Below are 22,236 nucleotides of genomic sequence, written 5' to 3'. Positions count from 1 at the left end.
TTCGGTGGCGGTGTTCGTCATCGTGTCCTGTGTCCTAGTCGATATCGGAATGTCGATTACTCCAACTGCGATACGACTCGAACGTATCGACGCCTCAAAGCCGGAACCGTCCCAGTCTCGCTCAGTGGTAACCGCCGCCACAGATATGATTTTCTCGTGAGATTTTGTGACGTGAAAAGCGCCACAATACGAAAGGCCATTCCATGACTGCCCCCGCAGATCCGCAGTTGCTTCTGGACCAGGCGGTCTCACGCCTCACCGGTCCAGGTGGGCCATTCGAGATCGTCGAAGAAGAGGTTCTCGGCACCATAATGCCCGTGATGAAGAACCGTGGTCACGCCATCGGTGAACTCATCTCGGCATCTCGCGCCTGGGGCGACGGCGACTATCTCGTCACCAGCGATCGTCGAATCTCGTTCACCGAGCACGCCGATTCCGTCGCCGCGCTGGCAACTGCTCTGCGGGACAAGTACGGAGTCCGCAAGGGCGACCGTGTGGGCATCCTCGCTGCCAACACTCCCGAATGGGTCATGACGTTCTTCGCGACGCAGGCGCTCGGCGCGATCGCTGTCGGTCTCAACGGTTGGTGGGTTCCGCGCGAGGTCACCCACGGGATCGAGCTCTCACGCCCGAAGGTTCTGGTCGTGGACGCCAAGCGCGGCGCCGCCCTCCCCGAACTGCCGGCAGACATCACGGTCCTCACCATGGAAGAGGATCTGCCCGCGCTCATCGCGGAATATGCAGGCTCCGACGTGCCGAGCACCGACATCGACGAGGACGACCCCGCCGTCATCCTGTTCACCAGTGGTACCAGCGGCCGCCCCAAGGGCGCACTCCACTCGCACCGCAACGTGATGGCCGTCGTCGACTACCACAAATACAGCGACGCGATCGGCGCTGCATTCACCGGCCGTGAGTACGACGCTTCCAAGCCGAGCCCATTGCGTTATCTACTCACCTCCCCGCTCTTCCACATCGCCAGCCTGCACAATCTGGTGGTCCCCCGTCTCGCGACGGGCAGTGCCGTCATCCTGACCGAGGGCGGATTCGACGTCGACAAGGTGCTCGGGTTGGTCGAACGCGAGCGCGTCACCAACTGGGGTGCTGTCCCCACGATGGCATCGCGGCTACTCGAACACGGCAACATCGCCAAGTACGACGTCTCTTCGTTGACTGCATTCTCGCTGGCGTCTGCGCCGTCGTCGCCCGCGTTCAAGGAACGCCTCAAGGAGCAGGTGCCGTTCGCACGCAATGCTCTGGTCGACAGCTACGGCCTCACCGAATGCAGCACCGCCATTGCGGTCGCCGTCGGCGCCGAACTCGAAGAGTTCCCAGGCACTCTCGGACGTCCGATCATCACCGTCTCGATGGAGATTCGCGATCCCTTCGGCGAGTGGCTGCCGGACGGCATCGAAGGTGAAGTGTGCGTGCGCAGCCCGTTCGTCATGCTCGGATACTGGGAGAACGACGAGGCGACCGAGTCTGCAATTGCACCTGGACGCTGGCTCCGCACCGGCGATTTCGGCGTCATCGAGAACGGACGTCTCCGTCTCACCGGTCGTCGTTCCGACCTGATCCTGCGTGGTGGCGAGAACGTCTACCCCACCGAGATCGAGCAGACGCTCGACGAACACCCCGACGTGATCGAGTGCGCTGTCATCGGCATGCCGCACCCCGACCTCGGCCAGGAAGTGTCCGCCGTGGTTGTACTGCGTCCCGGGGCTGCCACCACGGAGGCGGAGCTGCGCGACTATGCCGCCGAGCGACTTTCCTACTTCAAGGTGCCGTCGAAGTGGCGCATCACCAGCGATCTGTTGCCTCGCAACGCAACCGGCAAGATGGTTCGGCGCGAGATCACCGTATGACCGCGGAGCTGTCACGGATCGTCGCCGAGTCTGCGATCCGTGACCTGCTCTGTGAGTACACGCATCTGATCGATCCGGGCAGATTGCGTGAAGTCGCTGCATTGTTCGCCCAGTCCGACTACGGGCAGTGCGGACCGGACGGGGTTGCCACCACTCTCATTTCGTCCGACGCCGACGCAGTGTTCGCAGCCTGCAGCGGCTTCATTCGGATGTACGGAGATCCGCCGGTTCCACGAACCAAGCATCTGCTGACCAACACGCGGATCGTGGTCGACGACGAATCGGCGTCCGCACTCTCGTACGTCACGGTCATACAAGGTACCGAAGATATTGCCCTGCAACCTATTTTGTCGGGACGCTACTTCGATCGCTTCTCGTGCATCGACGGGTCCTGGCAGTTCAGCTCGAGGCTCTTCTGTTTGGACAACATGGGCGACATGTCCGCTCATGCCAAGCGGGCACTGTAGAGGAACGACTGTGGAAATCGGCGTCAACGTTTTGGGTCTCGAGGCCCTGTTCGACGGCAAGGTCCGCCCGGTCCTGGACTTCGCCACGCGTGCTGACAGTGCCGGGATCGATCTGATCTGCACCGGCGACCACCTCGGGTTCAATACCGACGCACACGCTCAGCGGGTAGTCGAACACAACTTTCTGTTCCCGTTGGATCACCCTTGGTACGAACCGATTTCATTTCTGTCTTCGATCGCCGCGGTGACGGAACGAGCTCGCCTCGGAGTATCGGTTCTGATCGCTACTGTTCGCCCGGCGGCCCTGCTTGCAAAGCAGGTTGCCACTCTCGACTCATTGTCCGAAGGTCGAACTGTCATGGGTTTCGGCGTTGGATGGCAAGAAGCTGAATACACCGCCACCAACATGCCTTTCGACGCGCGATTCGGGCGCATGGAGGAGACCGTCGCAGCCTGCCGCGAACTGTGGACCAATGCACCGGCCACCTTCCAGGGACGCGACTTCGCTTTCGAGAACTACCACAGCCTCCCGCTGCCGATCCAACCCCGAATACCGGTGCTCTTCGGTTTCGGACCAAGCCGGCGGAACTTCGACCGCATCGCACGCGTCGCAGACGGCTGGACCGTGAACCCGACCGATCTGGGAACGTTCACCGACAGTGTTGCACTGTTGCGCAACACGTTCGAAGCCCACCAACGTGACCCGGAGTCGGCGCGCGTGCAAGTGTCTGCGGCGCCGGTTCGACGCGACAACGGGTCCGTCGACCTCTCGGCAACCGCAGACAAGGCCCGGGACTGGTTCGCCCGCGGCGCGTCCGTCGTCGTTCTCCGACCCGCCGTATTCGATTGCGCTGCCGAAGAACTACCAGAACTACTCGACTGGATGACCAGCATCAAGGAGGCGTGACATGGACTGGGCACTGCAAGATCTCATCGACAAGCAGGCAATCCGTGAGGTGGTTCTGACGTACTGCCGTGGCATCGACCGCCTCGACTTCGATCTCGTCCGCAGCGCCTACCACCCGGATGCGATCGACCATCACACCGGATTCGACGGCAACATCGACGAGTACATCGCCTGGGTGACACCAAAACTCTCGGCGATCGGCGGCACGATGCATCACATCGGCAACCATCTGGTCGAACTGCACGGCGACCACGCGATCAGCGAGGCGTATTCGATGTCCACACACTGGGGTGGGCCCGAAGGCATCGGGATGATCAACTTCACCAGCGGTGCGCGATTCATCGACCACATGGAGCGTCGCAACGGTCGCTGGGCGATCAAGGAGCGATGGGCCGTACGAGAGTGGACTCGCTCGGACGAGGGCCGCTTCGTCAACCCCGAAGGGCCTGGTCCGCGTGGGCGTCGTGACGCCTCGGATCCTCTGAGCGCACTACGAAGTTCCCTTGAATAACTTGGGGTTCAGTCTTCGAGGTCGAATTCAACTCGCGCTCTCGCGAACAACATGCGGATGTCCTTCCCGAACGTGACTGCTGCCGTTCCCAATGCATTGACCGCTGCGGTCAACGGGTCCGATTCGAGCGCGTCGAAAATCGCATTGAGAGCGTAGGACGGGACATGAATATTCCCGTGATCGAACGGATTGGACTCCGGTTGCGGCGAACGGTCCACTATCTCGACCTTGACTTCCAACTGCACGTTGTCGGTCCCCGCGCCGAATTCCTCCTCGTGTAGGTGTTCGAATGCCGTTGTGCGATTTCCGAAGGGTTCCGGAAGTTGTTGTCCCACATGCATAGCGTTGAGGGCCGGGCGAACCCAGTCCCTGTCGGCCAATCCCGCGTACTCATACGCCTGCACAGCGGCCCAAAACGCGAGTCGACGAAGAGTCGGGACGTTCATGCGGACGACCGCTTCGGCAAGTGGTCGGTCCATACGAGCTATGTCTTTGCCGGACTGGAATCGTTCGAGTTGAGGCATCGGATCTCCACCCCACTCCTGCCGCTCTCGTTCAGCAGCTTCGGCGCGGAGGTCACTGATTTGCACAAACCTGGACGGCTCGCCGTTCTCGCCGTCAATCGTTATCCATGTCGACTCGATGTCCCGCTGTGCACGAGGAATCGGTTCAGGTATCGGTTCGTCCACCGGAACGCCATATCCCGGCATGTCCCACTGCAGCGATGGCCGCACCTCGTCGCCGCCTGAAGGCCACATACGCACCCGCCAAACATCTCCGGGTTCTGTCGATCCGGGCCAGCCGTAGTTCACAAAACCGCGGCCGGCAATCTCGACCAGATATGACCCCTCCGGTACATCACAGACAATGAACTCCCCACCCGGAGGTGAATCAAAGCTAATTGACCCCTGCGGACCAACCTTCAGAAACGACTCACTGACCTGCTGCCATTTCTGGCGGTCGGATGTGGGTCGGGAGGACCAGACTTCGACCGTTGCATGCATGTCGAAGTTGTTCTGGTGCGGGCTCAGGACAATCACAATTGTGCCGTCACTGTACGCAGGGCGCGAAGCCATCGCGAGTTCGAGCAGGTCCGTTTCCCTCCCGAAACCGTCATCGTCGCCGTATATGTAAAACTGTCCATAGTCCATGAAGAGCACAAGCGACTGTTCACTGAGTTTCACCGCGTTGTCTGCCATATGCCGATACTTACACAGTGGAACGACGACATGTCCGAGTTGCGAATGGACAGGATCCAAAATGCAAGCACAATAAGCATTTCGGCCGATTCGGACTATTCCGACTGATTTGAGAATTCAGTTTATATCGAACACACATTCGAATAGAATGGATGCATGTTCAACCCGACAACAGAGCTCTTCGGTATCTCAGCGCAGCTGACCGGTACCGAAACTGATTGTGCGCTGGTTGATCTCATGACAGATCTGCACGCATGCGAGGCGATGCTGGTCGAACGCAAGCTCGCTGTGATTGCCGAGTTCTTTTCGCGGCGAAGCACAGAGCATGCCGCCAGTGGTGCGTGGTCGTCGACCGCACACGAGTTGGCTGAATCGGAAGTCGGTGCGTCACTGACGATGGGCCGCGCGGCTGCAGGCAAGCTGATCGGGTTGGGGTTCTCGTTGAAGACTCGTTTGCATCGCACTCGAGCGGCGATGGCGCGTGGCGAGTTGGATCTGTACCGAGTTGGTTTGATCGATTCCGCGACCGCGAACGTGAAAGACGAATTGATCGACGAAGTGGAACGACTACTGCTCGAGCAGGTTCTCGCCCCACCAGTAGCCGGCGGAACGGGCTTGACGGGAAGGCGACTGACAGCGGCGATCGATCGGATCGTGGCGATGGTGGACCCGGAAGGTATGCGAGAACGTCGACGCCGTGCTCTCACCGATCGGTTCGTCGGGGTCAGCGCTGCCGAGGACGGGATGGCAAAGATCTTGGGCAGCATTCCGGCAGAGCAGGCTCGGGCATTCGACGGCCGACTACGCGAGTTGGCAATGTCGGTATGCCGAAACGACTCTCGAACATACGAGCAGCGACGAGCCGACGCGCTCTTCGAGTTGACCAACGGATCACCGTTCTTGCCGTGCAACTGTGACCGAGATGATTGCCCGCAGGATCGTAGCGGTGGTGTTGTCGTTCGTCGGCCCGTGGTTCACGTCGTGATGACTGATTCCACTCTGCGCGGAGGCGGCGAGCCCGCTCACCTCGACGGGTACGGGGTGATCAGCGCTGAGCATGCTCGCGACATCGCCCAAGACGCCGTAATTCGAAACGTCCGAGTACCCGCTGATACCGCCACCGAACAGGTGCCCGGTTCGGCGTACGTCTACCGGCCGGGTTCAGTTCTCGATACCTGGTTGCGGATCATCGCGGGCAGCTGCCAATGGCTGCATTGTGATGTCCCGGCCTGGAATTCCGATCTGGACCACAATGAACCGTTCCATCATGGCGACCCCGAACGCGGCGGCAAGACAGTCGAATCGAATATGAGTGCGTTCTGCCGCAACCACCATCGCCTCAAGCATTCCGACCGGTGGCGATTCGCGTCGAACGAGGATCGGACCATGTCGCTGACTTCGCCGACCGGGCATTGCTACCGAACACGCCCCGCAGGGTTGATAGCCGGGCCGCACGGCCCGATGCCGCCGCAGTACGGTCAAGATCGGCGGACCCAGGCGGAGAACAAGGCCGCCCGTATCCAGTCCGAACGCAATCGTCAACGCCGACGGATACAGAAACGAGCTGAGGAGCACGTTCAATGCAAGCGGCGGAAATCACCGCGAGCCCACCGAGAACCCATCGACTACGGGGACGACCCGCCACCGTTCTGAGATACCGAGCGGCGTGTCGACGTGTCGCAGGGTCAGGTCGACGTGTCGCAGGGGTCAGTCCGAGGCAGGCTTGGTGTCGTCATCTCCCGCTGGAGGATCGTCTTCACCAAACGGATCGATGGTGTCGACACCTTCGAGGACGGTCAGCTCTTCTTCAACCTCGGCCAGGAGGCCCTTGGCTTCAGCTTCGAACTTCTTCTCCCAATCGGACATACCGAGCCTCTTCTCTTCCGAAGCGAGTTCCCGCTGTATCTGAACTCAGACTACGTCGCCGGCGACGAGTTTCGCCGTCCCCTCGAGTCAGTACTCATGACCGAGTACTCATGATTCACGACGGACGGAGCCCCCATGCCCGGACAGTTGGAAGGCAAAACCGCACTGATCACCGGAGCCGCCCGAGGTCAGGGCCGAAGCCATGCCGTGCGATTGGCGCAGGAGGGTGCGGACATCATTGCACTCGACATCTGCCGCCAGATCGAATCGGTGGCCTACCCGATGGGTACCGCCGAGGATTTGAGGCAGACAACGGCAATGATCGAGGCTCTCGGGCGAAATGTCGTCGCGCGAGAAGTCGACGTTCGCGATTTACCCGCGCTGGGAGCTGCGGTATCCGAAGGTATGGCAGTGTTGGGCAGCCTCGACATCGTCCTGGCCAACGCCGGTATCGGCCTGATGTCCCCGGACATCGACGATGCCCGCGCCTTCCGCGACCAGATGGAGGTCAATCTTTTCGGCGTCTGGAATACCGTCCAGGCCGCAGCGCCCGCGATGATCGAGCAAGGGACAGGCGGCGCAATAGTCCTGACCGGATCAACACTGGGACTTGTCGGCCGCGGAGGTGATGGAACCGGCGGATCCGACGGCTACTGCGCGAGTAAACACGCCATCGTCGGGTTGGGGCGCACGTGGGCGCACTGGCTTGCTCCCCACAACATTCGTGTCAACTCCGTGCATCCGGCGGGAGCGAATACACCGATGGTCGTCAACGATGCCGTCGCGAAACTGTTCGCAGACTCCCCCGCATCGAGTGGAGCCGGCGTCGGCAATCTCTTGGACGTCGGGCTGATCGAAGCTTCCGACGTCAGCAACGCGATAGCCTGGTTGGTCTCGGATCAGGCTCGATACGTCACAGGTATCGCGTTGCCGGTCGATGCGGGATTCACGGCCAAATAGACGCCGGATTCTCGAGCCGAATTACTGCCGATCAGTCGACGGTCGGCGCCCACTGCACACCGTTGATGTGCCCACCACCGTCGACGAAGAGAGTGTTGCCGGTGACGTAACGGCTGTCGTCGCTCGCCAGGAAGGCCGCAACGGGGCCGATGTCGTCGAGGGGATCGCCGATCCGCCCCATCGGGTTCTGTGCGGCCATCACTGCCGCGTTTTCCGGATTGGCTTCGGCGACACGCTTGTACGCCGCACTCTGCGCACCGGGACAGATGACGTTGCAGTTCACGTGCTTGGGAGCCCACTCGCGGGCAGCAGTGCGAGTCAGCGTTCGCAATGCTTCCTTGGCCGCGTTGTACTGGACCGAGTACATGTGAGCATTCACGCCGTTGAGGCTGCACATGTTGATCACGCGGCCGGTGCCGTGACGCTCGAGTTCCGGCAACGCAGCCTGCATGGCCCAGAAAGCGGCCATCACTGCCATGTCGAAACCGCCGCGCAATTGCTCGTCGGTCATCTTCTCGAGCCGAGCGAAACCGAAAGTCCGCCAAGCATTGTTGACCAGGATGTCGAGGCGTCCGAACCGCTCGACGGACTTGTCGACCATGGCAACAACCTGAGCTTTGTCGGTGACGTCGGTCCGGACGAATTCCGCCTCCGCGCCCCATTCGTCCCGCAACCACTGGGTGGTTTCGAGGCCCGCTGCCTCGTCGATCTCGGCAACCAACACCGACGCGCCTTCACGCGCGAACGCGCCTGCCACTCCGCGCCCGATGCCCATACCGGCACCGGTGACCACTGCTACACGTCCGTCGAGCTTGCCCACTGGGCCCTCCTTCGTCAGAACCCCTACCTGGGGCGCGGCACGGTCTTGTCGATGAACAATCCCTCTACCGACACACACAATTCGCCGTCCGCAGTCTTGATCTCACCGACGGTGTGAATCTTGCGGCCGTCCTTGGAAAGGAATTTGCCGCTGATCGTGAGGGGCTCGAACAGTGGAGTCGGGCGATGGTACCGAGTGCTCAATTGTGCTGTCATGCCCGAAGTTCCACCCCAGGCGTTCGCGACGCCAAGAACGTGATCGAGCAGCAGCGCCGAAACACCGCCGTGTACATGGCCGGGAGGGCCCTGGTACGGCAGCGTCAACGTGACCACTCCCTGCACCGACCCGTCAGCGAGCCCTTCAAGAACCAGCGGCGGCGCAATGGCATTCTCGGGACCGGTCACCGGATCGTGACGAGTCACGCCCTCACCGTTCCACATGTCGATCAAGCGCTCGGCCACCTCGGGCGAGTGCTGCTCGAGGTGCTCGGCAATGCTGTTGAGCTCCTCCGCAACCCGATCCAGATTGGCGTTTCCGCGGTCGGTGCGCAGCATCGCGTCGACAACGCGACGCGCTGCTGCCGTGGCCCGGTCGACCGGGGCGTCCTGCGGCGGCGACGTCAAAACCGTGCCGCCCGGGTGTGTGGCTGCCGTGGGGTGCGTGCCGAGGTCCATCAGTTGATCTCCATTGTTGCGTGTGTGAGAACCGGGGAGTTCTCGCGCTCGGGGCACGTCGCCGCCAAGGTCAGTGTGTTGCCGTCCTGCCATACCGAGGTGGTGATGGATTCGCCGGGGAACAGCGAACCGGCGAACCGCACCGAGTAGTTCTTCACCCGCGTCGGATCTCCGTCGATAATTCCGTCGACCACCGCCTTGCAGACGATGCCGTACGACGCCAGACCGTGCAGAATCGGAGCGTCGAATCCCGCCATCTTCGCGAAGGAGGGATCAGCGTGCAGCGGGTTCATGTCTCCACTGAGTCGGTACACCAGAGCTTGTGAGGTACTCGTGCTCGACGTCAGTACCTTGTCGGGCGCCCGGTCAGGCACCCCGGCAACAACTTCGGGACCGGCGCTGCCGCCGAAGCCACCTTCGCCGCGGGCCCAGATCTGCATTCCGGTGGTCCACAACGGATTCCCGTCAAGGTCCTCGGCCGCCGTCTCGAGCACGATGACGGCAGCCTTGCCCTTGTCCCACACGTCAGCGATGCGAGTGGAAATACGAGCAGCACCCGTCGACGGGATCGGCGCGTGAAGTGTCAGCGACTGCCCACCGTGCAAAATCTTGCGCAGGTCGATGTCGATTCCCGGCATACTCATCGACGCTGCGGGCAGTACACCCGCCGAAACTCCCTGGCCTGCAACCATTGCAAAGGTCGGGAGCACTTTCAGACCCTTTTCGTACACCCAGGTGAGCTCGGCGGGATCCAGAGCGTTCACGCCGGCGCCGAGCCCCAACTGGTAGAGCATGACGTCGCGGTCCGTCCACGACGCTTCGCGCACAGTCGGTTCGGCGGACAATGCCACCTCGAGATCGATAGCCATCAGTTCTCCAAAGTTCCGGCTCGGTAGACGGTCACGACGCACGCGCCGCCCAGTCCGAGGTTGTGCTGCAATCCGATTCGTGCGCCTTCGACCTGGCGAGCGTCTGCGGTCCCGCGAAGCTGCCACGTCAGTTCGGCGCACTGTGCCAGCCCGGTGGCACCCAGCGGGTGGCCCTTCGAGATCAGACCGCCAGACGGGTTGACGACCCACTGGCCGCCGTACGTAGTGGCACCGGATTCGACGAGCTTTCCGCCTTCACCGGCGCCGCACATTCCGAGACCTTCGTAGGTGATGATCTCGTTGATCGCGAAGCAGTCGTGCAGTTCGATGACATCGACGTCGTCGATGCTGATGCCGGCTTCGGCAAAGACCTGCTCGGCGGCCGCAGCCGTCATCGGCGCGCCGACTACGTCGATCATCGACTTCTCGGCAAACGCTGCCGAGGTGTCGGTGGTCATGGCCTGAGCGACGATCTCGATCGCACGGTCCTCGAGTCCGTGCTCACGGACGAACCTCTCACTCACGACGACGGCAGCACCGGCACCGTCCGAAGTCGGTGAACACTGCGAGCGCGTCAGCGGCTCGTGAATCATCTTGTCGCCGAGCACCTGTTCGAGGGTGTACTCGTCACGGAACTGCGCATACGGATTGTTGACCGAGTGCTTGTGGTTCTTGACCGCCACGGCTGCAATCTGCTCGACCGTGGTGCCGTACTTCTTCATGTGCTCGACGGCGGCATTACCGAACAACTGAGCGGTCATGGGCGATCGGGCGAAGCCGTAGTCCTCGACCATGATCTTCAGCTGCGAGTCCAAAGTGGTGACCTTGGGCATCTCACCGGTTCCGGTCAGCGCCGTTTTGGTCATCTTTTCGAAGCCGACGGCCAGTGCGCAGTCCGCTTGTCCGGCCTGTACCCACTCGCGTGCCGTCATCAGTGCCGTCGAGCCGGTGGCACAGTTGTTGTTGACGTTGAAGATCGGGATACCGGACAGACCCGTTTCGTACAGGGCACGCTGGCCTGCTGTCGACGCGTTGAACACGTAACCGACTGCAGCACGCTGGATCTGGTCGTAACTGATCCCGGCATCGGTGAGTGCATTCGAGACGGCTTCGGTCACCATGTCCGGGTATTCCCAGTCGCGGGTCTCGATCTTCTCGAACTTGGTCATGCCCACGCCGATGACGAAGGTGCGATTGCTCATGTGCAGGTCACTTTCCCGGTTCGGGGTCGCGAGGCAGACCCAGGATTCGCTCACCGATGATGTTGAGCTGAACATTGGTTGTACCACCCGCGATGGACATGCACTGCGAGTTCAAGAACATCTGGGTTGCAGACATCCGATGCTGGTCGCCCAGAAGTGAACTCGGCCCGGCCCACTCCATTGCCACATCCCAGACCTGCTGGATGTGCTCGACACCGATCAACTTCGCCACCGAGGATTCGGCCCCCGGCTGCGCGCCGGTGAGCGAGCGCAGCGTGGTGCGCAGACCGAGCAGACCGCCGGATTGCGCGTCGCACAGCACCTTTCCGAGCACCGTCAACTGCTCGTCGTCGATACCGCCTGGCAGTCCGTCGACCAGGCTCAGAAGAGCCTCACCACCCGATCCGAGAGACGAGTCGTTGGACAGCGAGACACGCTCGTTGGCCAGTGTGGTGCGAGCGAGCTTCCAGCCGTCGCCCGGCTCGCCGACCAGGCACTCGTCGGGGACGAAGACGTCGTCGAAGAAGACTTCGTTGAACAGCGCTTCGCCGGTGATCTCGCGAAGCGGGCGAATGTCGAGGCCGCTGTTCTTGATGTCGATCAGGAAGTAGGACAGGCCCTTGTGCTTGGGGGCGTCGGCGTCGGTGCGCGCGAGGCAGATTCCCCAGTGCGCGTCGCGTGCCATCGACGTCCACACCTTCTGGCCCTGCAACTTCCAGCCACCGTCGACCTTGGTGGCCTTGGTGCTCAGAGCCGCGAGGTCGGAACCTGCGCCGGGCTCGGAGAAGAGCTGGCACCAGACGATGTCGCCACGCAGTGACGGCGGGACGAACTTGGCGAGCTGCTCTTCGTTGCCGTGCGCGATGAGCGTCGGGATGACCCAGTTGCCGATGATCATGTCGTGCGGCTTGATCTTCGCAGCGCGCAGTTCTTCGGCGATGACCAGCTGACTGACGGCATCGGCGGATTTTCCCCACGGAGCCGTGAAGTGCGGTGCGGTGTAGCCCTTTTCCGCGAGATACGTCTTCTGCGCGGCGCCTTCGAGTTCGAGTGCAGGAGCGAGCTCGGCGCGGACGTCGGCGCGGATCGCCTCGGCCTCGGGCGGCAACTCGATGCTGAGCACGCGACGGGTGCCGGCAATGGTCAGCTCGGCAACGCGACGACGCCAGAATGCCGTGGAACCCAGCAGAATTCGCAGGGACTGCGCGCGGCGCAGGTACAGGTGCGCGTCGTGCTCCCACGTGTAGCCGATTCCGCCGAGCACCTGGATGCAGTCACGCGTGACGGAGAAGCCTGCTTCGAGGGCCGTGGCTCCGGCGACGGCTGCTGCGAGAGAAGCCTCTTCGGCACCGACGCCGTTGGCGGGCGTCAATGCGCGCGCAGCGTCCCACGCGCAGACGCGCGCCTGCTCGGCAAGAGCGAGCATCCGAGCGGCCTTGTGCTTGACGCCCTGGAACTGGCCGATCGGGCGACCGAACTGCTGACGCACCTTCGCGTAGTCGGCCGAGGTCGTGACGGCCCAGTCGGCCAAGCCTGATGCCTCGGCGGCGAACAGTGTTGCAGCAATGTCGAGTACACGCTGCGTATCGATGGTGAGGATCTCGGAATCGGCGAGGATCAGACCGTCGACGGTGACCTCGGAGTTACGACGTACGACGTCGTAACTGGCCAAGTCCGTGACCTCGAGGCGGTCACGTCCGAGCAGAACGAATCCGCTGTCCGTCGCGAGGAGGAACACGTCGCCGACATGGCCACCGAGAATCTGGCTGGACGTTCCACTGAGGGTGGCGGTGTCGCCGTCGCGGGCGATCTTCAGCGAACCCGGCTGCAGTGCAACGGCTCCGAGTGTGCTGCCGTCGACCAGTCCGGCCAGCGGAGCGGTGACTCCGGCGTCGCTGAGAACGGCGCTGACCACGACTGTCGGCAGGAACGTGCCGGGAACCATGGAGCGCCCGAGTTCCTCGACGACGATCGCGAGCTCGACCAATCCGTATCCAGCGCCGCCGAATTCCTCGGCCACGTGTAGTCCGAGAAGTCCCTGCTCGGCAAGCCCGCTCCAGAGTTGGGGGCGAGTTTCGACCTTCGCCTCGACCGCTTCACGGATAGCGGTGGGTGTTGCGTGACGTGCCGCCCAGCCCCGTACGGAGTCGCGGAGGTCACGATCTTCTTCACTCAATCCAATGGTCATGTCTACCTCGTCAATTCGACAGTGTGAGTACGGGTCAGATGCGTTCGATGATGGTGGCGGTAGAGAGAGCGCCACCGGCGCACATCGTGACCAGCCCCGTGGACTTGTTCGAGCGCTCGAGTTCGTGCAGCGCGGTCGTGATCAGACGAGCGCCGGTCGAACCGACGGGATGCCCGAGTGCGATCGCACCGCCGTTGACGTTGACCTTGGACAGATCTGCGTCGTGAACCTGCGCCCAGGAGAGCACTACCGAGGCGAACGCTTCGTTGATTTCGACGAGATCGATGTCGTTCAGAGTCATTCCGGCCTTGTCGAGCACCATCTGGGTGGATTCGATCGGTCCGTCCAGGTGATAGAAGGGGTCGGATCCGACCATGCCGGACGCGACGATCCGCGCGCGGGGCTTCAATCCCAGTTCCTGCGCGCGCTCTTCGCTCATCAGCAGTACCGCAGCCGCGCCGTCACTGATCTGCGACGAGTTTCCGGCGGTGTGAATATGGCCTTCGATGACCGGCTTGAGTCCGGCCAGCGCCTCGGCTGTCGTCTCGCGCAGGCCACCGTCGCGCGTGACAGTGGCGATCTCACCGGTCGGCACACCTTCCTTGGTGACGACGGGAGCCTTGACTGGCACGATCTCACGGTCGAAGCGGCCTTCGGCCCAAGCCTGGGCTGCGCGGCGCTGCGATTCCAGGCCGAAGGCGTCGACGTCGGCGCGTGTGATGCCACGCTTCTCGGCGATACGCTGCGCAGAAGTGAACTGGTCACCCATGTCGATGGTCCAGTCGTCCGGGTACGGGTTTCCCGTACCGGGCGCGTTTGCCTGGCCCAGAAACACACGGCTCATCGCCTCGACGCCGCAGCCGATACCGGCCGAGATCTGACCTGAGGAAATCAGGCCGGAAATCAAATGCACTGCCTGCTGGGCAGATCCACAGGCGCAGTCGATGGTGGTTGCCGCTGTGCTGTACGGCAATCCGGCGTGCAGCCACGCTTGCCGCGTGACGTTGTTGGACTGCTCACCTGCCTGGGTGACACAGCCGCCGATGATCTGCCCGATGTCTTCCGGTGCGACGCCTGCCCGTTCGAGAACGCCGAGTTGCGCTGCTCCCAGAATCTCGGCGGGGTGCAGCCCCGCCAGGGCGCCGCGACGGCGGCCGATCGGTGTCCGAGCGGCCTCGACGATGACTGCATGACCCATGATGTGCGCTCCTTCGTGGAGTTTTCGGTCGGTGAGCTGACTCACCGTCAACTTTTCTGTAATGTATTCTATTGTTGATGTCAGGGCAATGCCGGAATGAACGTCATCTTTGAACCAAGTCCGACTCGAATAATAGAATTGATTTCAATTTTGAGGACATGACGAACCCACCCCGAGAAGGGGCGAGGTCACGTCAGTGTCGTGAGAGATTCACCAGAAGCAGGTCGCACCCCTTGCGGATGTCGTACTCCGCATCCGGGATGGAAATTCGACCGTTGAGGCACGATTGGATGACCCCGAACCACAGCTGCATCAGCAGACGCAACCCGGTGTTGTCTTCCTCGGTCGGGTTCTCGATCCCGGCCGCATCGAGGATGATCTGCCGGAAGCCGCGATCGATCTTGCCCACGTCCGGCACCGTCGCGACGTTGGCGGTACTGGACGACTGCAGCATCGCAGTCGAAAGGGCCGGCCGACGCAGTAACCCGCGAGTCGCGCGCACCAGGACCTCGTACACGGCGTCCTGCGGATTGGCCGACTGCACCTGATGCTTGGCAAAACTGTCGCCGATCTGATCGATCTGCTCGACCATCACAGCAACGAAGAGGTGCGTCTTCGAAGGGAAATAACGGTAGAGAGTGCCGATGGCCACGCCTGCCCGCTTGGCGACTTCGTGCATCTGAACCCGCGAGAGTTCTTTCTCGGTCCCCAATTCGGCGGCCGCTTCCAGCATCCGCACATGGCGCGCCCGCTGCTCGTCCGAACTGGGCTCAGCAGCGTCCCTGACCTCGGCAATTCTCGGCAACGTCGCCCCCATCATCGATTATGTGTCCCGGCCGCGAACGACCGCGCTAATTCTCTCACCTGGACCACCCATCTCGGCATATTGCCCGCTCAGTGGGACCTGGCATGGCCTTCCAGTGCCGTGCGGTATTCCGTGGACACCCCACCCTCTTGGAGTAAGGACGCAATGATGCAGGACTGGACCAGCGAGTGCGACGTGTTGGTAGTCGGCTCCGGCGGCGGAGCGCTGACCGGCGCATATACCGCCGCTGCTCAGGGATTGACGACGATCGTCCTCGAGAAAACCGATCGTTTCGGCGGGACCTCCGCCTACTCGGGTGCCTCGATCTGGCTCCCAGGTACCCAGGTACAGGAACGCGCCGGACTTCCCGACTCGACCGAGAATGCCCGCACCTATCTGCGCGCGTTGCTCGGTGACGCCGAGTCCGAGCGCCAGGACGCCTACGTCGAGACCGCTCCCGCTGTCGTCGCGCTACTCGAGCAGAACCCGAACATCGAATTCGAGTTCCGTGCGTTCCCCGACTACTACAAAGCCGAAGGCCGGATGGACACGGGACGCTCCATCAACCCTCTCGATCTCGATCCCGCCGACATCGGTGACCTCGCCGGCAAGGTGCGTCCGGAACTGGACCAAGACCGCACCGGTCAGGATCATGCTCCCGGCCCGATGATCGGTGGGCGCGCACTGATCGGCCGTCTGCTGGCCGCAGTTCAGAGCACCGGCAAGGCAGAACTTCGCACCGAATCCGTCCTCACCTCCCTGATCGTCGAAGACGGCCGTGTTGTCGGCGCCGAGGTGGAATCCGGCGGCGAAACCCAGCGAATCAAGGCGAACCGCGGTGTCCTGATGGCAGCAGGCGGCATCGAAGGCAACGCCGAGATGCGTGAGCAGGCCGGCACCCCAGGCAAGGCGATCTGGAGCATGGGCCCCTTCGGCGCCAACACCGGCGACGCGATCTCCGCCGGAATTGCCGTCGGCGGCGCAACAGCCTTGCTCGATCAGGCGTGGTTCTGCCCCGGCGTCGAGCAGCCCGACGGCAGCGCCGCCTTCATGGTCGGCGTTCGCGGTGGGCTCGTCGTCGACAGCGCCGGTGAGCGCTACCTCAACGAGTCGCTTCCGTACGACCAGTTCGGACGAGCCATGGATGCTCACGACGACAACGGTTCTGCCGTGCCGTCGTTCATGATCTTCGACTCGCGCGAGAGTGGCGGACTGCCCGCCATCTGCATCCCGAACACGGCGCCCGCCAAGCACCTCGAAGCCGGAACGTGGGTCGGTGCCGACACTCTCGAAGAACTCGCTGCCAAGACCGGACTACCGGCCGACGCATTGCGCAGCACTGTCGAAAAGTTCAACGATGCCGCAAAACTGGGCGTCGACGAAGAGTTCCATCGCGGCGAAGACCCGTACGACGCGTTCTTCTGCCCACCCAACGGCGGCGCGAATGCGGCACTGACGGCCATCGAGAACGGTCCGTTCTACGCGGCCCGCATCGTCCTCAGTGACCTCGGCACCAAGGGCGGATTGGTCACCGACGTCAACGGCCGAGTCCTGCGTGCTGACGGCAGCGCCATCGACGGCCTGTACGCCGCAGGCAACACGAGCGCGTCACTGAGCGGCCGCTTCTACCCCGGCCCCGGAGTTCCACTCGGCACGGCCATGGTCTTCTCGTACCGAGCAGCTCAGGACATGGCGAAGTAACACAGTTCAATCACACTCCGTGGCAACAGATCGTGGGACAGCCGATATCGCAATCGGCTGCCCCACAATCTTTCTCACGGCGTCGCTATGTTGAAATTCGGATCGAACGTGTCCATGATGTCGGCGAAGCGAGTCAGCGCCGAAACATCACCGTCGGACGTGACTTTTCCGGTGTCGAGGATGGCAGAGGCCTTTCCTGGTTGGAGAAGGATGCCGGCAAGCAACGGCTTGGGACCGGTCAGGGTCAGTTGCGCGTCAGGGGCGCGGCCCGAACGCGCGTTGAGAACTGCCCGTCGAATCCACATGTTCCAATCCTGTTTTGTGTCAGCAAAACTGAAGTTGATCGAAATGTCGACGTCGTCCGCCTTCTCCGCGATGAGATGCACTCCCGCATAGTCGAAGAGCAGATCGATCGGCATCGACAAAATCGTGTCCGTGCTGTCGGTGTTGACTTGACCGGCACCTGTGACGCCGTTGCGCAATTCCATTGCGGTGGCGAGGAAGATCGACCGATACTGCGGGACTTCCTGCTGGTATCCGAGTTGCTCGTAGGCGTCGGCCTGCAGGTTCTTTGCTTCCTCGTCGTCAGGATCGGCGAAGACCAGGTGATGGAGTAGCTGCACCGCCCACCGATAGTCGCCCGCTTCAAAAGCACTGCGCCCCTCGGCAAGTATCTTCTCTCGCCCGATCAGGTCGACGTGCCGCTTGGCATGATCCTCGGGCAGCAACGGCAAGATCGTCGCCGGGTCACCGTCCCAGAATCCCAGCTCCTTGTGGAAGACCGCGCGGACGTTGTGGTGCAGTCCGCCGTGGTAGTAGCGGTTGTACCACTTCTGTCCGATGGCTTCCGGTAGCCGGACGACCTCCGCAGCTTCGAGCGGCGTGTAGCCCTGGTTCGCGAACCTTAGCGCCTGGTCGTGAATGAACTTGTACATATCCCGTTGTGATTCAAGGAATTCCACCACCGTGGCGTTCCCCCACACCGGCCACGTGTGCGGACCGTGGTGAACTTCGACCTCGTCGCCCCACCGCACCAAAGTCTCATCCAGGTATCTGGCGAAGTTGCGCGCATCTCGGGTGCGTGCGCCTCGGATCGTCTGGATGTTGTGCATCGAGTGATTGGCGTTCTCGGCACAGGTGAGCGCTTTGATGGCCGGGATCCAGATATGCATCTCCTCCGGCGCTTCGGTGTCGGGAGCGTAGAGGAACTCGAAGTCCCACCCGCCGAGATTGCGTACCTCACCGGTCTTGGTGATGCCGTCAGTGGGCGGAATGTAGGTCATGTGGATGTTCATCCCGTCGGCGCCTGATCCCAGACCGACGGTCACCAGACCACAATCACATTGGGGCAGAATCAAACCGAAGGTGTACCCCATCCGCCGCGACATCGCATTGCCGGTGATGACGTTCTCGCCGATCGCAAACTTGTTGAAAGACTCGATGGTTCCAGGCGCGACGATCGGAATCTTGCCGGACACCACGTCTGCTTCGTCGACGAGGCCCTTGACGCCGGCGTAGTGGTCGAAATGCGTGTGGGTATAGATGATCGCGACGATCGGCTTGTTGTTGCCGAGTTCACGGCGGAAGAGTTCCAGGCCTGCTTTGGCTAGATCAGCGCTGGTGGTGGTGTCGATGATGACCAGTCCGTCCGGCGCATCGACAATGGTCAGGTTAACCGCGAACCTGACTTGGTACAGCCCGTCGACAACCTTGTAGAGCCCGCAGCGCCTCACCAACTGCGACTGCCGCCACAGACTGGGGTTCACAGAGTCAGGCGCTTGCTTGTCATCGGTGATGTACTCGAGAGGTTGACCGTCGTGAATCAGATCGCCCTCGTCGTTGAAGACCTGATCGTTCTCCCACCCGGCGATGAACCCGCGGTCCGCGTCGCCGAAATCCTCCCGGTCAGACATGGGATAGTCGTCGACTGCCGCGCGATTGACCTCGACGGTGAACGGTGTTGCAGGCTTGGTCTCAGCACCCATGAGCACTCTCCTCCGGTCCTTATGTCCTCGTCCACGCAAGAACGCGATGCCATCGGACGTGACCTCACGCGGAACCCTGTCCAGTCAATCTGGCGGTCTCGCGGTATTTGCACATCACCCGTGGCAGATGAGATCGCGGCTGAACCCCAGGTGGCCGGGGATCGCATCGAGCAGACGCCACTTGAAGGAAGTCACTTGGCGGACGCTGCGGCGGCTCGAATCTCCTCACACATCGCTGCGAAGGCGCGGTCGTCGGCGGGATCCGCCGGCACTGCCAGTGCAATGCCGTCGCAGAGACTCGCGTATTTCGAACTCAGCACCCCGGGGAGTTCGGCGTAGGTGCATTGCGTGACCAAGATGTCGAGAACATCGTCCGTGAGCACAGCTGGTAGTCGAGCCCAATCACCCGTTCGTGCCATCGCAGTCAGCTTCTCGCCGATCCCCGCCAAGCCGAGAACCTCGAGCGCGGTTCGATATGCCGGTGTGGAGTAGAGAAAGGCCAGTTCACTGCGTACCGCTTCTCGTCGAGCAAGTATCGCGGCACGATCTTTGCCGGTGATCGTATTCGGAACGGCAATCAGCCGCGGCTTCCTTCCTCCTGCCGTCAATGATGGAATGATCCTCTCCGCGAGCACCTTCGGATGGGAGCTGGTGGGGTGAGCAACAAAGCCGTCGGCGACGGCTCCTGCCAGTGAGCACATGCGGGAGTTCACTCCCCCGGTCCAGATCTCGGGAGCTGGAACGTCGAGCGGCCCCGGATTGAAGTAGGGCTGCAGTCGGTTGAAGGTGTAGTGCGAGCCGGCATAGTCGAGTTCGCCGCCCGTCAGGAACGCTTGAAATATCTCCCTTACAGCACTGACGTAATCGCGCAGTTGTGCAACAGGATTGGTCCACGGCATCGAGTACCGCCCGACGATGTTCCCGCGCACCTGCGTTGCGAGCCCCAGTTGAAATCGCCCACCCGAGAAACCTGCAAGATCCCAGGCAGCCAAAGCCGTCACCATGGGACTGCGCGCAAACGCGACAACCATCGACGTCCGGACAGTGAGAGTACTGCTGTGCTCGACGGCCAGTGCCGCCACGGCAAAGGGGTCGCGAATGGTCTCGGAGATGTGCACCGTGTCGAAACCGAGGTTCTCGATGCGTTCGACGTGCTGAGCCACCTGCCGCAGCGGAGTGTCGGCAGGTAGCGAGGTCACCAATTCCATGTCAGCCCAAAGGCTCCAGACGAATCGACAGCAGCTTTCCTTCTGTTGCCACCTTGCGAGCGTGTTCGTTGAAGTCCGGGGCGGCACAGACGAACAGCGTACGACCGTCGGAACCGCCGAGCCCGCAAGCGAAGACGCCGCTGTCGAAGGCAATTTCATCGATTGTCTTGCCAGACGGGTCGACGTGGAGAATTCGACTTCCGAGTGCGTCGGCCACCCACATCGAATCGTCTCCGTCGATGCAACATCCGTCGGGCGCAACGATGATCTCAGCGAGGGTGGTCTCCATCTCGGGTCCACCAGGTACCGGCCCGAACGACGCCCAATCACGGCGTTCGCCCAGAGAGCCGTCGGGCTGGACGGCAAACGCACTGATTCGATTTCCCAGCGTTTCGTCCACGAGCAGATCTCCGGTCGACGCCAGAGCCATCCCGTTGGGGAAGTGGAGATCTCGCGCCACGACGTGCACCGATCCGTCCGGGTCGACGCGGAGGAGATCTGCCGTCTCGACGGGGGCCAGGTTCATCAGGTCGAACCCGAAGTTGCCCACGTACGCTCGTCCCTGCGCGTCGACCAGCATGTCGTTGACGTTGGCACTCACGTACCCGGACAAGTCTGCGTGCACCACCAAATCGCCATCGAATTCTCGCCGCAGAATCTTCTGGTCCCGCATGGAGACGACCAGTAATCTGCCGTCCGGAAGCCACCCCAACCCGGACGGCTGCCCTGGAATCTCCGCCTCGACGCGTACGTCGGTCCCGTCCTCACGGGCCGAAATCACCTGGTAGGTATAGAAGTCCGACACCCAAATTCGGTCCTCGTGCCAGCGCGGGCATTCGAAGTAGGTATATCCCTCGAGAACTACCGCAACCTCTGGTGCCATCAGGCTCTCCCACGTCGGTGATTGAATGGTGTGTTCACTCCATTCAATCACCGGTGCCCCGGTGGCGGTGTCCGATTCCCGACTACTCGCCGCGGTATACCTTGTCCAGCACGTCGAACGCGGATTCCCACCCGTCGTAGACGTTGCCGTCGCCCTTGAAACCCGGGATCCCGACCAGATGGAATGTCATCTCGGTCTTGTCTCCCCGATCTGCGAGCGTGACCGTGATTCGAGGCGCGGTGTCCACCGAATCTCCTGGATTCCCCCAGGTGAAGACTAGCTTCTTCGGCTCGTCGACCTCGAGATAGGTTCCACCGGTGGGAAACTCGGCACCATTCTCGTCGTTGATCATCAGGTAGCGGTACGTTCCGCCAACTCTGGGGTCGATCGTGACGTGCTCCCGAGGGCTGCTGACACCCTCAGGGTGCCACCACCGCGCCGCCTCGTCGGGATCGGTCCACGCTTGCCAGACAAGGTCACGCGGCGCATCGAAGATCCGGGTGATGGTGAATTCTGCGGTGGCATCGGCATTCTGGTCACTCATTGTCCTTCTCCTTCTTCGGTCGACGTTGCTTCAGCTCACGTAGACGCTCGTCGAGGAGGTCGAAGCGTTCGTTCCAACCGCGCCGGTGTTCGTCGACCCAGGCGCTGGCGTCGTCGAGACCCTCCGCGCGAAGGGTGCACGTGCGCCATTGCGCGGTGGCGGTTCGTTCGATGAGACCGGCTCGCTCGAGCACCTTCAGATGCTGCGAGATGGCGGGCCGACTCATCTCGAACGGCTCGGCCAACTCACCGACGGTCATCGAACCATCCGTCAGGCGAGAGAGCATTTCACGCCTCGTCGGGTCGGCCAGTGCGCTGAATACTGCATCGAGTCGACCACTTCGCTCGTCCATGTAAGCAACTCCTTAATTAAGGAATAGCTTAA

Annotated in this window: 21 protein-coding genes; 7 read left to right on the top strand and 14 right to left on the bottom strand. The window is 62.1% G+C overall.

What is annotated here, in order from left to right; translation table 11 throughout:
* The first annotated feature begins 203 nt into the window (after nt 1-203).
* From casG to H351_RS07765, 4 genes are read left to right on the top strand one after another with little or no spacing between them, the layout of a single operon-like run.
* On the top strand, nt 204-1,865 hold the full coding sequence (gene casG / locus H351_RS07780) for a steroid-24-oyl-CoA synthetase (protein ID WP_003940339.1): 1,662 nt from the start codon (nt 204-206) through the stop codon (nt 1,863-1,865).
* Nucleotides 1,862-2,332, top strand: a complete 471-nt coding sequence (locus H351_RS07775) for a nuclear transport factor 2 family protein (protein WP_029256259.1) — start codon at nt 1,862-1,864, stop codon at nt 2,330-2,332. The genes casG and H351_RS07775 overlap by 4 nt, the downstream gene beginning before the upstream one ends.
* 10 nt (nt 2,333-2,342) lie before the next feature.
* On the top strand, nt 2,343-3,239 hold the full coding sequence (locus tag H351_RS07770; protein ID WP_029256260.1) for a TIGR03619 family F420-dependent LLM class oxidoreductase: 897 nt from the start codon (nt 2,343-2,345) through the stop codon (nt 3,237-3,239).
* 1 nt (nt 3,240) lies between these two features.
* Complete coding sequence (locus tag H351_RS07765) at nt 3,241-3,750, top strand: nuclear transport factor 2 family protein (RefSeq protein WP_029256261.1); 510 nt, start codon at nt 3,241-3,243, stop codon at nt 3,748-3,750.
* Between the two features lie 8 nt (nt 3,751-3,758).
* Here the strand turns inward: H351_RS07765 and H351_RS07760 are convergent, their stop codons facing one another.
* Entirely contained in the window at nt 3,759-4,949 is a 1,191-nt protein-coding gene (locus H351_RS07760) for a hypothetical protein (RefSeq protein WP_029256262.1), read from the bottom strand.
* 156 nt (nt 4,950-5,105) lie between these two features.
* Between H351_RS07760 and H351_RS07755 the strand changes: the two genes are divergently transcribed.
* Entirely contained in the window at nt 5,106-6,602 is a 1,497-nt protein-coding gene (locus H351_RS07755; RefSeq protein ID WP_029256263.1) for a DUF222 domain-containing protein, read from the top strand.
* A 54-nt stretch (nt 6,603-6,656) separates the two neighbouring features.
* Here the strand turns inward: H351_RS07755 and H351_RS32250 are convergent, their stop codons facing one another.
* Nucleotides 6,657-6,815 (bottom strand): hypothetical protein, encoded by a 159-nt coding sequence (locus H351_RS32250; protein ID WP_021331982.1) that lies wholly within the window; start codon nt 6,813-6,815, stop codon nt 6,657-6,659.
* 135 nt (nt 6,816-6,950) lie between these two features.
* Here H351_RS32250 and H351_RS07745 point away from each other — a divergent pair, with 135 nt between their 5' ends.
* Nucleotides 6,951-7,775: a mycofactocin-coupled SDR family oxidoreductase gene (locus H351_RS07745; protein ID WP_029256265.1), complete on the top strand. Its 825-nt coding sequence runs from the start codon at nt 6,951-6,953 to the stop codon at nt 7,773-7,775.
* A 31-nt stretch (nt 7,776-7,806) separates the two neighbouring features.
* On the opposite strand, the gene H351_RS07740 is transcribed toward H351_RS07745, so the two are convergent.
* The 7 genes from H351_RS07740 to H351_RS07710 all read right to left on the bottom strand — a co-directional run bounded on the left by H351_RS07740 (nt 7,807) and on the right by H351_RS07710 (nt 15,546).
* Nucleotides 7,807-8,595, bottom strand: a complete 789-nt coding sequence (locus H351_RS07740; RefSeq protein WP_029256266.1) for an SDR family NAD(P)-dependent oxidoreductase — start codon at nt 8,593-8,595, stop codon at nt 7,807-7,809.
* Between the two features lie 23 nt (nt 8,596-8,618).
* The gene (locus H351_RS07735) at nt 8,619-9,269 is read right to left on the bottom strand and encodes a PaaI family thioesterase (protein ID WP_021331979.1); all 651 of its coding nucleotides are present in this window, start codon (nt 9,267-9,269) and stop codon (nt 8,619-8,621) included.
* Nucleotides 9,269-10,138, bottom strand: a complete 870-nt coding sequence (locus H351_RS07730; protein WP_029256267.1) for a MaoC/PaaZ C-terminal domain-containing protein — start codon at nt 10,136-10,138, stop codon at nt 9,269-9,271. The genes H351_RS07735 and H351_RS07730 overlap by 1 nt, the downstream gene beginning before the upstream one ends.
* The gene (locus H351_RS07725; RefSeq protein WP_029256268.1) at nt 10,138-11,340 is read right to left on the bottom strand and encodes a lipid-transfer protein; all 1,203 of its coding nucleotides are present in this window, start codon (nt 11,338-11,340) and stop codon (nt 10,138-10,140) included. Before H351_RS07725 ends, H351_RS07730 begins: the two co-directional genes overlap by 1 nt.
* Nucleotides 11,341-11,347: 7 nt before the next feature.
* Nucleotides 11,348-13,528 carry an acyl-CoA dehydrogenase family protein gene (locus H351_RS07720; RefSeq protein ID WP_029256269.1) on the bottom strand — a complete coding sequence of 727 codons (2,181 nt, stop codon included), beginning with the start codon at nt 13,526-13,528 and terminating at the stop codon, nt 11,348-11,350.
* A gap of 34 nt (nt 13,529-13,562) precedes the next feature.
* Nucleotides 13,563-14,726 carry a steroid 3-ketoacyl-CoA thiolase gene (locus H351_RS07715; protein ID WP_029256270.1) on the bottom strand — a complete coding sequence of 388 codons (1,164 nt, stop codon included), beginning with the start codon at nt 14,724-14,726 and terminating at the stop codon, nt 13,563-13,565.
* A 193-nt stretch (nt 14,727-14,919) separates the two neighbouring features.
* Entirely contained in the window at nt 14,920-15,546 is a 627-nt protein-coding gene (locus H351_RS07710; RefSeq protein ID WP_019745323.1) for a TetR/AcrR family transcriptional regulator, read from the bottom strand.
* Between the two features lie 153 nt (nt 15,547-15,699).
* On the opposite strand from H351_RS07710, the gene H351_RS07705 reads away from it, so the two are divergent.
* Nucleotides 15,700-17,232, top strand: a complete 1,533-nt coding sequence (locus H351_RS07705; RefSeq protein WP_029256271.1) for an FAD-dependent oxidoreductase — start codon at nt 15,700-15,702, stop codon at nt 17,230-17,232.
* Nucleotides 17,233-17,306: 74 nt separating this feature from the next.
* Here the strand turns inward: H351_RS07705 and H351_RS07700 are convergent, their stop codons facing one another.
* The 5 genes from H351_RS07700 to H351_RS07680 all read right to left on the bottom strand — a co-directional run bounded on the left by H351_RS07700 (nt 17,307) and on the right by H351_RS07680 (nt 22,204).
* Nucleotides 17,307-19,217: an alkyl/aryl-sulfatase gene (locus tag H351_RS07700; RefSeq protein ID WP_029256272.1), complete on the bottom strand. Its 1,911-nt coding sequence runs from the start codon at nt 19,215-19,217 to the stop codon at nt 17,307-17,309.
* A gap of 191 nt (nt 19,218-19,408) precedes the next feature.
* Entirely contained in the window at nt 19,409-20,425 is a 1,017-nt protein-coding gene (locus H351_RS07695) for a TIGR03617 family F420-dependent LLM class oxidoreductase (protein ID WP_029256273.1), read from the bottom strand.
* A 1-nt stretch (nt 20,426) separates the two neighbouring features.
* Nucleotides 20,427-21,308 (bottom strand): SMP-30/gluconolactonase/LRE family protein, encoded by an 882-nt coding sequence (locus H351_RS07690; protein WP_029256274.1) that lies wholly within the window; start codon nt 21,306-21,308, stop codon nt 20,427-20,429.
* Nucleotides 21,309-21,390: 82 nt separating this feature from the next.
* The gene (locus H351_RS07685) at nt 21,391-21,852 is read right to left on the bottom strand and encodes an SRPBCC family protein (protein WP_020970817.1); all 462 of its coding nucleotides are present in this window, start codon (nt 21,850-21,852) and stop codon (nt 21,391-21,393) included.
* Nucleotides 21,845-22,204, bottom strand: coding sequence for an ArsR/SmtB family transcription factor (locus H351_RS07680; RefSeq protein WP_003940373.1), 360 nt, complete (start codon nt 22,202-22,204; stop codon nt 21,845-21,847). Before H351_RS07680 ends, H351_RS07685 begins: the two co-directional genes overlap by 8 nt.
* Nucleotides 22,205-22,236 lie beyond the last annotated feature (32 nt).

The organism is Rhodococcus erythropolis R138 (assembly GCF_000696675.2).
Lineage (GTDB): Bacteria > Actinomycetota > Actinomycetes > Mycobacteriales > Mycobacteriaceae > Rhodococcus_F > Rhodococcus_F erythropolis.
Note: the sequence above shows the minus strand (reverse complement) of the source record. Positions and strands in the feature narration are given on the sequence as shown.